The organism is Nocardia sp. X0981, from assembly GCF_977089955.1.
On record NZ_OZ372435.1, the window covers coordinates 2,133,548 to 2,148,378 of the forward strand.

At 70.7% G+C, this 14,831-nt stretch carries 5 protein-coding genes; 3 read left to right on the plus strand and 2 right to left on the minus strand.

The genetic code is table 11. From position 1 onward, the window contains the following. Positions 1-200: 200 nt before the first annotated feature. Both ACYR7D_RS09555 and ACYR7D_RS09560 read left to right on the plus strand, forming a co-directional pair. Positions 201-9,344 (plus strand): AMP-binding protein, encoded by a 9,144-nt coding sequence (locus ACYR7D_RS09555; protein ID WP_459549251.1) that lies wholly within the window; start codon positions 201-203, stop codon positions 9,342-9,344. Between the two features lie 284 nt (positions 9,345-9,628). Continuing rightward, the gene (locus tag ACYR7D_RS09560; protein WP_459550100.1) at positions 9,629-10,651 is read left to right on the plus strand and encodes an alpha/beta hydrolase; all 1,023 of its coding nucleotides are present in this window, start codon (positions 9,629-9,631) and stop codon (positions 10,649-10,651) included. Between the two features lie 353 nt (positions 10,652-11,004). Here the strand turns inward: ACYR7D_RS09560 and ACYR7D_RS09565 are convergent, their stop codons facing one another. Beyond that, complete coding sequence (locus tag ACYR7D_RS09565) at positions 11,005-11,814, minus strand: enoyl-CoA hydratase-related protein (RefSeq protein ID WP_459549252.1); 810 nt, start codon at positions 11,812-11,814, stop codon at positions 11,005-11,007. A gap of 132 nt (positions 11,815-11,946) precedes the next feature. Here ACYR7D_RS09565 and ACYR7D_RS09570 point away from each other — a divergent pair, with 132 nt between their 5' ends. Then, positions 11,947-13,191, plus strand: a complete 1,245-nt coding sequence (locus tag ACYR7D_RS09570) for a TetR/AcrR family transcriptional regulator (RefSeq protein ID WP_459549253.1) — start codon at positions 11,947-11,949, stop codon at positions 13,189-13,191. A 90-nt stretch (positions 13,192-13,281) separates the two neighbouring features. Here ACYR7D_RS09570 and ACYR7D_RS09575 read toward each other — a convergent pair whose 3' ends face one another. Then, entirely contained in the window at positions 13,282-14,799 is a 1,518-nt protein-coding gene (locus ACYR7D_RS09575) for an aldehyde dehydrogenase family protein (RefSeq protein ID WP_459549254.1), read from the minus strand. Positions 14,800-14,831: the final 32 nt, after the last annotated feature.

A 14,831-nucleotide genomic window follows, 5' to 3' on the forward strand; every position in this document is an offset into this window, starting at 1 on the left:
GCCCCGGAGACCGGATGGTCGAACAGCGGCCGGGGCGGTAACCTGCCGGGTGCCATACCGGGCACCGGCGCATTGTGGCAGGCTGCTGACCATGCCGCGGCCCGGCCGGCGCGGCGGTGAAGTGCGATAGGCAGGCGAGGCGGACAGATGGATGCGGTAGTCGGTACGCAGTATGACCACCTCCGGAGGGCGAGGGCGGTATGACGCGGCCAGCCCGGACCCGTCCGCCGCGTACGCGGCGGCCCCGCGTGACCACCCTGCCGCAACTGATCGCCAACGCTGTCGAAACCAATCCCGACGGTGTCGCGCTCGTGCTCGCCGACGGTACCGGGCCGCTCGAGCAGGTCAGCTACGCCGACCTGGACGCTTGGTCCAGCCGGCTGGCCCGGTCTCTCATGGCCCGCGGTATCGGCCCGGAGGACCTGGTGGCCGTGGCCATACCGCGGTCGCTGGACGCGGTGCTGGCGGTCTGGGCGGTGGCCAAAACCGGTGCCGGGTTCGTACCGATCGACCCCGCCTATCCGCCGGGCTGGGTGGCCCATCTGCTGGTGGACGCCGGCGCCGTGTACGGCCTGGCGGTGTCCTGGGTGCGCAACGAGCTCCCGGACGAGATCGAATGGCTGCACGTCGACACCGTCGAGACGGCCCGCTCCCTGGAGCGGTTCTCCGCCGATCCGGTCACCTACGCCGACCGGATCCGCCCGTTGCGCGCCGAGCACCCGGCCTATGTCTGCTACGCCGCCGACGGTGACGCCGCACCGGACGGTGTGGTGGTGACCCAGGCCGGACTGTCCGGGTTATGCGCCGAACAGCAGGGCCGCTACCGGGTGGATCCCGAGGACCGCACCCTGAACTTCGCCCCGCTGCCCTCGGATTCGTCCGTGCTGGAGCTGCTGCTGGCGCTCGGCGGGGCCGCGACCATGGTGGTGGTCTCCCCGCTGGTGACCACCGCGGACGAGGTGACGGCCCTGCTGCGGCGTACCGGGGTCACCCATGCCTATCTGACGCCCGAGGCATTACAGGCGATCGACCCGGCGGGGCTGGACGAGCTGGGTGTCGTGGTGACCGGCCGTCGTCCGTGCCCGCCCGACCTGGTGCGGCAGTGGGCGATACCACTCGGCGACGGCCGGGACCGGACCCTCTACCAGGGCTACGGTCCGCCCGAGACCACGGTCATAACCACCGTCAGCACCCCGCTCTCGCCCGGAGGGCCGCCGACAATCGGCGCGCCGATTCGTGGGGTGATCGCCCATATCCTGGACGAACAACTCGCCCAGGTACCCGACGGCGCGGTGGGCGAACTGTATCTGGGCGGCCCGCAACTGGCTCGCGGCTACCATCGCCGCCCGGGCCGGACCGCGCAGCTGCTGATCGCCGACCCGTTCGCCGACGACGGTTCGCGGCTCTACCGCACCGGTGACCTGGTGCGCCGCACGGCCGCCGGCGAAATGGAGTACGTGGGCCGGATCGAGCTCCCGGTCGAGCCCGCGAGCCGGACAGCGGCCCCGGGCGGACCCACCGGTTCGCCGGACGGTCCGGACGAGGCCGGCGCGTACCCGGTCGAGCGGCGAGACGATCCACTGCCCGATTACGAGCAGAGCCTGCCCATCCGGGAAAGTTCCGCGCCGGAGGCGGATGCGCCCGCCGAGGCGGGGCCCCGGTTCTCCGAACCGGAGCCGGAACCCGCCGCGCCCACGGACGATGTGCTCACCGATGACGACGAGACCGGTAGCAGGCTCGCCTCCGAGCAGCGCGATATGGATCTTCCGGGCCGCGGCTACCTGGATATGCCGGACCGCCGGCATCCGCTGCCGGACCGTGACGACCACCTCCACGAGGCCGGGGAGCCCGCCCCGGAACCCACGGTTCCCCCGGTCGCCGGTTGGTCGCCGGATCCCGCCGACGCCTGGCTGAGCAGCGGTCACCAGTTGCCCGCTCCGGGTGAGACCCGGGCCGGAAGCGGCAATACGACGCCCGTGCCCAGCGACGCGCTCGCTTTCTACGAGAACCCCCGGGATACGGCACCGGACGTAGCGCCGAGCCGGGACAGGAGCTCACCGGTGGCCGGCGCCGCGGCGGCACCGCTGCCCGACTGGGCGGATCTGCCGCGCCCCACCGACGGAACCGTGGTGGCGAACGATCCGCTTCTCGCCCGCGGTCCGGCCGCACCGAGCCCGCTGTGGCCGGAGCCCGCCGGCAACCGGGTGAGCGAGCCGGAGCCCGAGCCGGAGCCGGTCGTCGCGGATAGCGAGCCCCCGGCCGCGGTGGAACGCCCCGCATCGATCCCGCTCTCGCCGGGACAGCTACGGCTGTGGGAGCGCAACCGTACCGGGGCCACCGGAGACATGGTGACCGCCGCGATGCGACTGACCGGAACACTGGACGCGACGGCCATGCAGGCCGCCGTCGCCGATATCGTCGACCGGCACGAAACCCTGCGCACCGTCTACCCGGAGGCCGGCGGCACGCCGCACCAGGTGGTGCTGCCCCGGGAGCTGGCGGTACCGGAGGTACTGCCCGAACCGGTACCCGCCGCCGAACTGGCGGATTGGCTGCGCGCCCTGGCACAGACCGATTTCGACACCGCCGACCCGGACCAGGTGCCGGTGCGGTTCGCGCTGGCGGAACTGGGACCTCGGGAGCATGTGGTCGCGGTGGTGGCGCATCGCATCCTCGCCGACGAGGTATCGGCCGGGTTGCTGCTGCGGGATCTGCTGCGGGCGTTCCTGGGCCGGCGCAACCGTTCGCGGCCGCTGTGGCAGCCGCTCTCGGTGCAGTACCTCGACTATTTCCTGCGCCGGCAGGCCGAACTCGGTGATATCACCGAACCGGGGTCGCTTGCCGCCGCGCGGCTCGCCTTCTGGCGGGACCGGCTGGCCGAGCTGCCGCCACCGTTGCGGATACCGGCCGACGGGCCCCACCCCGGCACCGGGCAGCACGGCGTGCACACCTTCGATATCGGCACCCGGACCCACCGCCGGATCGCCGATATCGCACGTCGTGGCGGGATCTCCGAATTCCTCGTGGTGCGCGCCGCGTTCGCGGTGCTGCTGGCCCGGTCGGCGGCGGTCACCGATATCGTGCTGGGTAGTTCGGTGCGCGGGAACGACGAGCGCGAACTCGACGACGCGATCGGGCCCTATGCCAATACGGTCGTGTTGCGCACCCGGATCGATCCGGCGGAATCGTTCCTGGATCTGGTGTACCGGGTCGCCGAATCCGATCGTGAGGCGTTCGCCAACGCCGACCTGCCCTTCGAGATATTGACCGAAACCGTGGGCACCGGCGGACCACTGTTCGATGTGGCGATCTCACTGCGGCACGACGATATTCCGCAGCTGGAGATGCCCAGCCTGTCCACCGAGCCGGTCGACGTCCCCGAGCCCGCCACCGGAATCGGGCTGCGGCTGGTGATCGACCCCCATCGCGCACCCGACGGATCCCCGAACGGCATCACCGCCGCGCTCCACTACGCTGCGGGCCGGTTCGACGCGTTCACCGCCGGTGAATTCGCGCGTCGCCTGCAGCGGGTGCTCACCGTCGCCGGGGGCGATCCGGACAGCCCCGTCGGCGATATCGATTTGCTGTCCCGCGCCGACCTCGACCGGCTGCTGGTGGTCTGGAACGACACCCGGTATCCGGTGCCCCCGGAACTGGTACTCGACGGTTACCGTCGCACGGTCGCGGCCCGGCCCGATGCGCCGGCGGTGACCGACGCCGGGACCGGAGCCGAGTTGACATACCGGGAATTCGATTCCCGGGTGAACCGGCTCGCGCGGCGCCTGATCGCGGCCGGTGTCGGCGCCGAGACGCCGGTGGCGGTGGCGGTTCGCGATTCCGCCGATCTGGTCGTGGCCGTTTTCGCGGTCCTGACCGCCGGGGGTGCTTATCTGCCGCTGGACCCGGACGACCCGGTCGAGTGGATCACCCAGCTCCTCGATATCGCCCGCCCGGTGTGTGTGCTCACCACGGGCGCGGACGAACCGCGGCTCACCCCGGCCGTCGAATCGGCGGCGCGCGGGCAGCGCACTCCGGTCCTCACGGTCGACACGGGCGATCTCGGGCAGTTGTCGTCCGATCCGGTGCGTCCCGAGGAACTGCTCCGGCCGGTGCGCCCGGGGAACGCGGCCTATCTGATGTGTGCGTCGGCATCGGCGACCGGCCCGGAACTGGTGGTGGTCTCCCATACCGCCCTCAACAACCAGATCACGCTGATGCTGGCCCAGCATCAGCTGGGACTCACCGATATCTACCTCCAGCAGAACCCCGCCACCTGCGATACCTCGCTGTGGGGTTACTTCCTTCCGTTGCGTGCCGGGGCCCGCCTCGTACTGGCGGGCACCGCGGATCCCGACCGCGTCGCGGAGCTGATCGCCACCTACGGGGTGACCGTCACCGATTTCGGTCCGGCGGAACTGGCCGCGTTCGCCGAGCGAGCCGGAAGCGTGCCGCAGCTGCGCGAAATATTCGTCACCGGCGCCCCACTCGCCCCGGAGACCGTATCCGCCGTCCGCGAACGTTGCGGTGCCCAGGTGCACCACCTGTACGGGAATTGCGAGACCGCGGTGTCGGCGACCGCCTGGCCCGCCGCGGGGTCGGCGGAGCCGTCGGTGCCGATCGGGCTGCCGCAGTGGAACACCCGGGTGTATGTGCTGGACTCCCGGCTACGGCCGGTACCGCCGGGGGTGCCCGGCGAACTGTACATAGCGGGCGACCAGCTGGCCCGCGGCTATATCGGCCGGCCGGATGTGACCGCGGACCGGTTCGTCGCCAACCCCTACGGATACGGCCAGCGGATGTATCGCACCGGTGATCTGGTGCTGTGGCGCGACTCGACCGCCACCACCCCGCAGCGGCTGGACTATCTGGGCCGTACCGACGGCCAACTCCGCGCCCGGGGGCGCCGGGTCCAGCCGCGGGCCATCGAGGCCGCGTTGCGTGACCTCCCGGAAGTGGCGGCGGCCGCGGTACTGCCGCGCACCGCCGACGCGGAAATCGCGGCGGGGAGCACGGTGTCCCGGCCCGGCGACGAACTGGCCGCCTACGTGGTACCCGAGACACCGGAGAGCCCGGACGTCACCCGGATCCGCGCGGCGCTCGCCCGGTTGCGTCCGGCGCATATGGTGCCGTCGGCGTTCCAGGTGGTCGAGCAGATCCCGGTGGACGGTAACGGCGAACCGGTTCCCGCCGAGCTGCCGGATCCCGCCCTGGTCCCGCTGCTGCCCTCCGACGCCGAGCCGACGGCGGAGGAGACGCCGCCGGTGGAGGGCCGCGCGGAACGAGAGGCGGCGGAGGTCAGCGAGGAAGAGACCCCGGCCGGGGCGCGAGCGGAATCCCCCGCCTCGGCGGGATCGGCGCTGACCGGAGCCGTCGAAGGCGATGCGGGTCCGGCGGCCGTCGTTTCCGGCGAACAGGAGATCGCCGGGGAATTTCCCCCGACCCCCACCGTGGTACGCGTGCTGGACGGTCCGGTACCGGGAATCGAGGTGCGCTCCGTCGTCCTGGACCTCCCCACCGGTCAGCCGCTCTCCCGGATCGAGGCCGCGGTGCGGGCGGTGGCCGCCCGGCATCCGATGCTCTGGGTCCGACTCGAAACCGGCGAGAGCACACCGAAACTGTGGCTTCCCCCGCGCGAACGGCGTGGCGACCACCAGTACTGGTGGCTGGGCCCCGATCCCGGCGAGAACGCGGTGGCCATCGATGATGTGGTGCAGGCGGCGGCCGATGCGCTCGATCCGGCGAACGGCCACAATATCCACTTCGTGGCCACCGGCACCGAACCGGACGGGAAACTGGTGATCGTGGCGAACGGGTTCGTCGTCGACGACCGGTCCTGGCGGATCCTCGTCGACGAACTCGCCGCCGAATGGGGCGGTGCGGAAACCGCCGCGGACCCGCCGGATTCCCGGCTCGCCCAACTCATCGGTGCGCTGGATACCCGTGCCCGTTCCCTCGAACTGCTGGACGAGGCCGGCTGGTGGCGGCAGAACCTGGCCGGGGCGCGCTCGGGGGTCGCGGTGGGCACGGCCGATCTCCGGGCCCGGCGTCGTGTTTCGCTGGCGATCACCGCCGAAGGTACGGCCGCGGTCACGGCTACCGCCGACGCCTACGACGCCACGATTCCCGAGGTGCTGCTGACCGCCGTCGCCATCGCGCTGCGCACGGGGGAGGAGGGCGCGGTTTCCGGTGCCATCGGGTCGCTCGTGCGCTGTGACGCCGACGCCCGTGTCTTCGTCGGCGGAACCTATGACCTGGTCGGTGGTTTCGCCACCGAGTTCCCGCTGTCGGTGCGGCTCACCGGTATCGACACGGCCGACGCGCTGGTCGGCGGGCCCGCTGCCGGAGCCGCGCTCGTCCAGATCCGGGATCTCTACCGCTCGGTACCCGACGGCGGCGCGGGTTATGCGCTGTTGCGTTACTCGAATCCGGAGACGGCGGCCGAATTCGCCGCGGCCGATTCCGGCCGGTTCACCCTGCGCTACCGGGATCTGCGTCCCGCGCGGGTGCACACCGACGGCCCCGCCGACGGGGTACTGCTGGCGCTGACGGTGGACGCCACCGACGACGGCCTGCTGTGCCGATTCGACTACGCGACGGACGTTTTCGTCGGTGAGGACGTGAAGGTCTTCGCCGAGCACTGGGTGCGGGCTCTCGGCGGACTGGCCGAGCACGGCCTGCGCCCGGATCTCGGTTACGCGCCTCCCGCACCGCGACCACCGGCCGAACCGGAACCGCTACCGGACGCCGAGGTCACCTCGTTGCTCCGGCCGGTGACCGGACAACCGGCGCCGGACGCGCCGCCACGGCAGGTATCGCGGGCCGCCACGGCGGTACCCGACGCCGGGCCCGCACCGGCCCCGGACGCGGCGGCACCGGGAGTCCGGCGCAATGGTGACCCGGCGCCGGGTATGCCCGCGCCATTCGAGGAGGCGGCTCCGCTACCGCGGCGCGGCACCGGTCCGGGAACGGTGGACAGTGCCGAGGAGGCCGGCCCGGGATCGGCGCCGGCGGCATCGAGTGCGCTACCGCGGCGCCGCCCGGAAGCGGACCGCGGGGACGAGAGCCCGGCTCCGGGCCCGCTACCGCGGCGTCGCCTCGGTCCGGACGCCGCTCCGGGACTCGATCTCACCGCTCCGGTGCCGGGAGCGATCTCCCCGAGTGGGCTGCCCCAGCGCCGCCCGCGCCCGGAATCGGAGGGGAACGAAGCAGGAGAGGGTGCGGGGCCGGATCGGCCGTCATCGGGAGTGTTGCCGCAGCGTTGTGCGCATCGGGAGCCGGAGTCGGGGATCGGTGCGGTCCGTCCGGAGCCGGATGCGGTGTCGCAGAGCGTGTTGCCGCAGCGTCGTGCGCATCGGGAATCGGAGTCGGGGATCGGTGCGGTCCGTCCGGATCCGGATGCGGTGTCGCAGAGCGCGTTGCCGCAGCGTCGGCCGGTCGCGGAGACGGGCGCCGGGGGAGAGGAACTCGGTGCGGGCCGACGATTGCCGGGTGCGCTGCCGCAGCGTCGCGCACGCCTGGAAACGGGACCGGGCGTCGAGGAATCCGGGCCGGATTCGGGCGCGGCTCCACCCGGCGCGCTGCCGCGGCGCCGGCCTCAGCCGGAAGCCGAGCGCGGTGACCCGGTGGACCACCTCGGTCCGCCTCCGCTGCCGCAACGCTGTCCCCGGCCGGAACCCGCTCCGGCCGCGCCTGCGGATTCCGCTCCGGCCGTGCCTGCGGATGCCGATCCGGCCGTGCCTGCGGATTCCGGCCCGATCGCGCTACCACGGCGTAACCCGCCCACCGGCCTCGTCGCCCCGGCGGAACCGGCTTCGGCTCCGCTGCCGCAGCGGTCCGAGTCCGCCGGCCCGGAAGATCCGAAGCCCCTCGCCGGCGCACCGCTGCCGCAGCGGCGGCCCCTGAGCGCGGCGGAGCCCGGTACCGGTTCACCGGCCACGGACACCGCACCGCCCCCACGGAGCGGCCTGCCGCAGCGCCGGCCGTCGCCCACCCCGGAGCCGCCGTCCGCCGGACGAGCCGAGCCGCCGCTCCCACCCGCGGGCGGGCTCACCCAGGATCCCGAACCCACCACCTTCCTGCGTCCGGTTACGGCCGAGGAAACCACCGCCTACCTGTCGCCCATCCGTGACCTCGGACTACGCGACGATACGAGCACTCTGCTGTCGCTGTTCGACGAGCAGGCGGCCCGCACACCTGCTGTTCCGGCGGTCCGGCAGGGCGCGCGGATGCTCGGTTACGCCGAACTGGACCGCAAGTCCAAGGCGCTGGCGGCGGAACTCGTCCGCTTCGGCGCCGGTGCCGGCACGCTGGTGGCGGTAGCCATGCGGCCGGGTATCGACCTGGTGGTCGCGATCTGTGCCGTCCTGCGCGCCGGTGGCGGATATCTGCCGGTCGACCCCGCCCGTCCGGCAGGGGAGATCGACGAGGTGCTGACGGCCGCGGCCCCGATCTGCGTACTGAGCACATCCGACGAGGGCGTCACCACCGGCACCGGTATCTCCGTGGTCGCGATCGATCTGCTCTACCTGGATCTGCCCACCGATCCCGCCGCTGCCCCGGTGGTCGCCGCCGACGATGTGGCCGATGTGCGCTACCCACCGGGCGGCGGGCCGGGGGTCACCAGCACCCATCGGCAACTGGTGGAACGCCTGCGGCGCGCCCAGCGCAGCCATCCGTACGACTCGTCCGATCTGGTGCTGCACGCGGCGCCGAGCGTCGGCGATATCCCGCTCTGGGAGCTGTTCCGCCCACTGCACAGCGGCGCGCAGATCCTGATGCCCGACCATCCGGGCCGAGCCGCCGACCTGTCCCGGCCCATCGCCGCGCACCGGGTCACCGTCGTGCACGTGGTACCGGGGCTGCTGGACCGCTTCCTCGATTCGGTGACCGACGGTGGCGGGCGGCCCGCGCATCCGAGCCTGCGCCGGGTCGTCGTGGACGGTGCCGCGTTGCCGACCGGTGGTGTAGAGCGTTTTCTGACGCTGCTTCCCGGCGCCGAGCTGGTCATCTGGTATGGCCACAACGAGACCGGGGTGATCACCGTGGGATCGGTCGGTGGCCGGCCGGTTACCAACGACCGGGTCTACCTGCTGGACGAGCGGCTGCGCCCGGTACCCCCGGGCAGCCCCGGCGAGATGTACATCGGCGGCCCGCCGCTGGCCTGCGGTTATTACAATGCCCCCGGGCAGACGGCGGCCCGGTTCGTCGCGACGGCCGGCGGTGGCCGGCTGTACCGCACCGGGGATATCGTCCGGCGGCGTGACGGTGTCCTGGAGTACCTGGGGCGGGTGGAAAGCGTCGGTGGGTCGCTCCTGAGCGGCTCGGCCCGGGGCGGGCACGAATGATCCCCATAGTGGTCCGCCTCACCACAGCGCAAGCCCCGCTCGCCGAATCGGCACGGTGTGCTCGGTGAAGACGAGTTGCGGGGCAACGCTACGGTAACGATGTGTTCGCACGTGACGACTACATGTGCGGAACTTCCGGGGCGGGGAGACTCCGCCCGGTTACTGTGAGGCGTTCGGGTCCGGGGCCGGTCCGTGCGGGAGGCCCGAACGAAAATTCGAGACGAAGCGAAGGTGCGAAATTGATACGTCGACTCACCCGGCGTGGCGGTAGGCGCGCCGCGGCGATGGTCGCGGCCACAGCGGTACTGACCGGAGTGATGACGGGACTGGGCGGCTCCACCGCCGCGGCCGACCCGATCATCGAGTCCAAGACCCTGCTCGCCGACCCCACCGCGCCCGACGGATCGCGCATCGTCAAGGCCGAGTACAAAGACGACCGCAGCCTGCGCTTGTACGTCTACTCCGCGGCCATGGACGAGGACATCATCGTCGATGTGCAGCGTCCGGCCGACGCCTCCGTACCGCGGCCCACCCTGTACCTGCTCAACGGAGCCGGCGGTGGCGAGGACTCGGCCTCCTGGCAGGCCCAGACCAACACTCTCGACTTCCTCGCGGACAAGAACGTCAATGTGATCCAGCCCATCGGTGGCAGCTGGAGCTACTACACCGACTGGATCAAGGACGATCCGGCGCTGGGCCGCAACAAGTGGAAGACCTTCTTCACCGAAGAACTACCGCCGCTGGTCGACGGCGCACTCGGCACCAACGGTGTCAACGCGATCGCCGGCCTGTCGACCTCCGGGACCACGGTGCTGGCGCTCCCGATCGCCAAGCCCGGCCTCTACAAGGCCGCGGCCGCCTACAGCGGTTGCGCCCAGACCAGTGACCCGGTCGGCTCGGAATTCGTGAAGCTCACGGTCGAGACATGGGGCGGTGGCGACACGGAGAACATGTGGGGCCCGCAGGGCTCCGCGGAATGGGTCGCGAACGACCCCTACGTCCACGCCGAGAAGCTGCGCGGCCTCGAACTGTACGTCTCCACCGGTAACGGCCTGCCCGGCCGCTGGGACACGTTCAACGGCCCGCACACCCTCCCCGGCTCCTATGGGCTGGCCAACCAGCTCATCATCGGCGGTGTGATCGAGGCGGGTACCAATTTCTGCACCCACAACCTCAAGACGAAGCTCGATTCGCTGGGTATCCCCGCCACCTTCAACTTCCGTGACTCCGGCACCCACTCCTGGGGCTACTGGGAAGACGAGTTCGTGGTGTCCTGGCCGGTCCTGGCCAAGGGGCTGGGGCTGTAATTCCGGCGCGCCTTCGGCGCGCGCGGGGTCGAGCCCCTCTCGGCGTCGCCTTTCCGCACTCGGGACTCGCGGCTTCGCCGCGTGCGCTTCGAGTGCGGAAAGGCGACACGGGCTCAACCCTTCGTGGGCCTCGCTGAACTCGGCGCCCGGGTAGGTCTCGTTGGTGGGGAAGTGAGTTCGGGCTCGGTGCCGGGTGTGGTTTCGGGGGAGTGAGAGTGGTTTCGCTCTCGGGCGGGCGAGCCCGGGGGCATGGGGTGAGCTCGGAGAAAAGGGCGGCGGCCCGGTCTGTGGACCGGGCCGCCGCCCTTTTGTTTCTCTATCGGTGAGTCGGCAGGGGAGCGCCGGGATACCGCTTACTCCGCGAAGACCGCTTTGCGTTTGCCCAGCATGGCGGCCGCGCCTTCGAAGAAGTCCGGCGATTGCAGCAGTTCGGTCTGGCCGGCCTTCTCCTCGGCCAGGGCGGCGTCCAGGGCGGTGAGGGTGGCGCGGTTGAGGGCCTTCTTCGTGAGTTCCAGGGCGCGGCGGGGGCCATGGGCGATCTTGTCGGCTGCCGCTTCCACCGCGGCGTCCAGTTCTTCCGTGGTGGCGAGGACGTCGGTGAACAGCCCTTCGGCGCGGGCGGCCGGGGCGGGGAGGCGTTCGCCGAGCAGGGCGAGGCGGGCGGCCAGCGGGCGACCGGCGGCCGCGGCTACGAGGGCGGCGGCTCCGCCGTCGGGCATGAGACCGATATTGATGAAGGCCAGCAGCAGGTAGGAATCGGTTTGCGCGTAGACCAGATCGGCGGCGAGGGCGATACCGACGCCGACACCGGCGGCCGCGCCGCGGATCCGGGCGATCACCGGGACCGGCAGGTCCACGATCGCGCGGACGAGCCGGTTGGCGGCGTCCATCACCATATCGGCGGTGACACCGCGGGCGCCCTCTTCGGCACTGGCGGCCAGATCGGCACCCGTGCAGAAATCCCCGCCTTCACCGGTGAGCACGACTACCCGGACGGATTTGTTCTCGGCCGCGGCGAGGAAGGTGTCGCCGAGTGCGACCATGGTGTCGTAATCTAGGGCGTTTTTGCGTTTCGGCTTGGTGAGCGTCACCCGGAGCACGCGGCCGTCCTGCACCGCGGAGAACCCCGCCGGCTGGGTGGTGGGGGAATCAGTGTTGACCATGCGCGCTCCATCGGGTGCCGTCCGGTGTCAACCAGACGCGAATGCTGGTTAACGTTGCGAATTGTGGTTAACTTAGGTTGACTTGTCGGGCGCTGTCAACACCGGCGGCGCCGCCGACGGAACGGAGAATGCATGGTCGCGGATAGCAGCCGGGTCGACCCGGTGCGTATGCGTCCGGCCGACCGTGGCAACGGGCAGGGTGGCCGGCGGCGCCCCAAGGACCGCAAGGTGCAGATCATGCGGGCGGCGGCCCGCGCATTCAGCGAACGCGGGTACTACCCCGTCGGTGTGGACGAGATCGCGGCCGAGGTCGGGATCTCGGGTCCGGCGCTGTATCGCCATTTCGCCAACAAGTACGCGCTGCTGGTCGCCGCGGCGGAAGAGGGTGCGCGGCAACTGCTCGAGGCGGCGCGCGCCGCGGACGATCCCGGAGCCGGCGCCGAGGAACGTCTGGATGCCCTTATCCGCGCGGTGTCCGAACACACCATCGAGATCCGCCGTGAGGCCGGGTTGTACCGCTGGGAGGGCCGCTATCTGGAGCAGCCGGACCGGGCCCGGATCCGTACTCTCTACGAAGAGATCAACAGCGCGTTCGCCGTTCCCATCGCCCGGTTGCGGCCGGAGGCCTCCGCCGCCGATATCGCGCTGCTCGCGGCCGCGGTACTCAGCGTGATCGGCAGTATCTCGGCTCACCGTACGGCCCTGTCCAGTGCCAAGCTGCTTCCGCTGCTGCGTGATATGGCGTGGTCGCTCGTGCGCACCGAACTACCGCCCGTCCCCGAAACCGGGGAACCGGATACTCAGCCGCGGGGCCTGCCCGTCACCTCGAAGCGGGAACAACTGCTCACCGAGGCCATTCGTATCTTCGGCCGCCGCGGCTATCACGAGGCCAGTATCGAGGAGATCGGCGCTGCCGCCGGGATCAATGCCTCGAGCGTCTACCGCTACTTCAGCAGTAAATCCGATCTGCTGGCCGCGGCCTTCCATCGCACCGGTGACCGGCTGGCCTTCGCCATCACCGAGGCGCTGGCCGAGGCGAGCGGTCGCGCCGACGCGGTGGACAAGATCGCCGACCGCTATGTGCGGCTGAGTTTCGCCATGCCGGAGATCATGCCGGTGTACTACGCGGAGTTCCCGAATCTGCCGCAGGCCGAGCAGCACAAGCTCCGGGCCATTCAGCGCCAGAACGTGCACGAGTGGGCGAATCTGCTCGACGGTGATCCCACCGAGGCCCGGTTCCGGGTGCATTCGGCGATCGGTCAGGTGATCGATGTGGGCCGGTTGATCCGTTTCGATTCGCACCCGCAGCATATGGCCCGGGTGCACGCCCTCATGATGGCTGTTCTGCTCGGGGAGAAATCCGCGTCCACGGATTGATCTCGTCACAGCGGAGGGCCGGGCGCGGGGCGGCGACACCCACCCGGGAGCGACCGGTGCCGCTCACCGGGGGGTGAATCCGCGAGCCCGTCAACCGTGCCGGAAGCGGAGCACAGCGCGCGCCAACCGCAACCGCCGCGGACTGCGGTTGAAACTGGAGAGCTCGAGCGGCTCCCCGTAACGGTTGCGGGCGATGGACAGTGTCCGGCTGAATTCACGTAGACCCAGTACGCCGTGACTGTGGCCCTGCCCGTATTCACCGATCCCACCGAACGGCAGTGCCGGAATGCCGGCGTAGGTGGTGGCGGTATTGACCGTCGCCACCCCGACCCGCAGCCGTTCGGCATACACCTCCACCTCGGCGATATCCCGGGTGAACACCGATACCGCGATGCCGCGGCCCGCGTCGTTGATCCGGGCCACGGCATCGTCGAGATCCCGGACCTTGTTCACGATGAGCACCGGGCCGATACCCTCCTCGGTGATGGCGATGCTCTCCTCGGGAACATCGGCCAGCACGATCGGCTCCACGTACGGCTCGCGGATCGAATCCAGCCCGCCGACCACGGCCCGCCCGCCCCGCGCCAAGGCGTCGCGAACCTGTTTGCGCACCACTTCGGTCTGCGATTCCATGATCATCGGACCATAGGAGGCACGCCGGTCCGCCCCGGGGCGCAGCGAGCGCGCCCGGGTGACGACGAGATCGAGGAACTGGTCGTAGACCGATGCCGCCACATAGGCCCGCTGGACGCCGGTGGCGTTCTGGCCGGCATTGGCCATCGCCCCGAATACCGCGGCATCGGCCGCATCCTCGAGTTTCGCGTCGACGTGCACGATCATGGCGCCCTTACCGGAGTTCTCCACCACGACCGGGGTCATGGTCTGCGCGCACAGGGCGATCACTTCACGGCCGCGGGCCTCCGGACCCGCGTACGCGATCTTGTCCACACCTGCCCGGCACAGGGCATCGGCGGTGGAATCGTCACCGGTGACCGCCCGCAGTACCGGTTTGTCCGGGGCGATCTCCTGCCAGGTATCGGCCAGCCACAGACCGGTCCCACTGGTCAGTTCATGCGGTTTGAAAACCACCGCGTTACCCGCCGCCATCGCGTAGGCGATCGATCCCATCGGCGTGAAAACCGGGTTCTGCCAAGGGCCGAGCACCCCCACCACCCCGAGCGGCAGATAACCCACCGAGGCCTGGTGATTGCGGGTGAGCCAGTTGGCGGCCAGGGTTCGCCGCTGTAGGGCCCGGCCGGCATTGCGGGCCGCCCAGTCGAGGTTCTCCACCGCGAGCATGACTTCGATCGCGGCATCGGCCTCGGGTTTTCCGGTTTCCTCGCGCAGGATCTCCACCAGCTGCCCGGAACGCCGCGCGATGATCCGCTTCCACTCCAGCAGCAGTCGTTTTCGAACACTGAAACCTGCTGTCGCCCAATCCTTTTCCGCCGATCTCGCGCTATCGACAGCACGGGCGAGATCGGCGGGGCCCGCTATGGGATAACTGCCCACGACCTCCCCGGTACGGGGATCGTGGGATGTGAGCACGCTCGGTCGGCCGGATCCTCCCGAACGCGCCGCCACCTCGGGCTGCGCGGTATCGGCCATGGAAGTCAGATTATGGTGGTGGTTGCCACGCC

What these genes read in the sequence shown, in the direction of transcription:
- ACYR7D_RS09555 (WP_459549251.1), top strand. Translation starts at nt 201, where the DNA reads ATGACGCGGCCAGCCCGGACCCGTCCGCCGCGTACGCGGCGGCCCCGC.
- ACYR7D_RS09560 (WP_459550100.1), top strand. Translation starts at nt 9,629, where the DNA reads ATGGTCGCGGCCACAGCGGTACTGACCGGAGTGATGACGGGACTGGGC.
- ACYR7D_RS09565 (WP_459549252.1), bottom strand. Translation starts at nt 11,814, where the DNA reads ATGGTCAACACTGATTCCCCCACCACCCAGCCGGCGGGGTTCTCCGCG.
- ACYR7D_RS09570 (WP_459549253.1), top strand. Translation starts at nt 11,947, where the DNA reads ATGGTCGCGGATAGCAGCCGGGTCGACCCGGTGCGTATGCGTCCGGCC.
- ACYR7D_RS09575 (WP_459549254.1), bottom strand. Translation starts at nt 14,799, where the DNA reads ATGGCCGATACCGCGCAGCCCGAGGTGGCGGCGCGTTCGGGAGGATCC.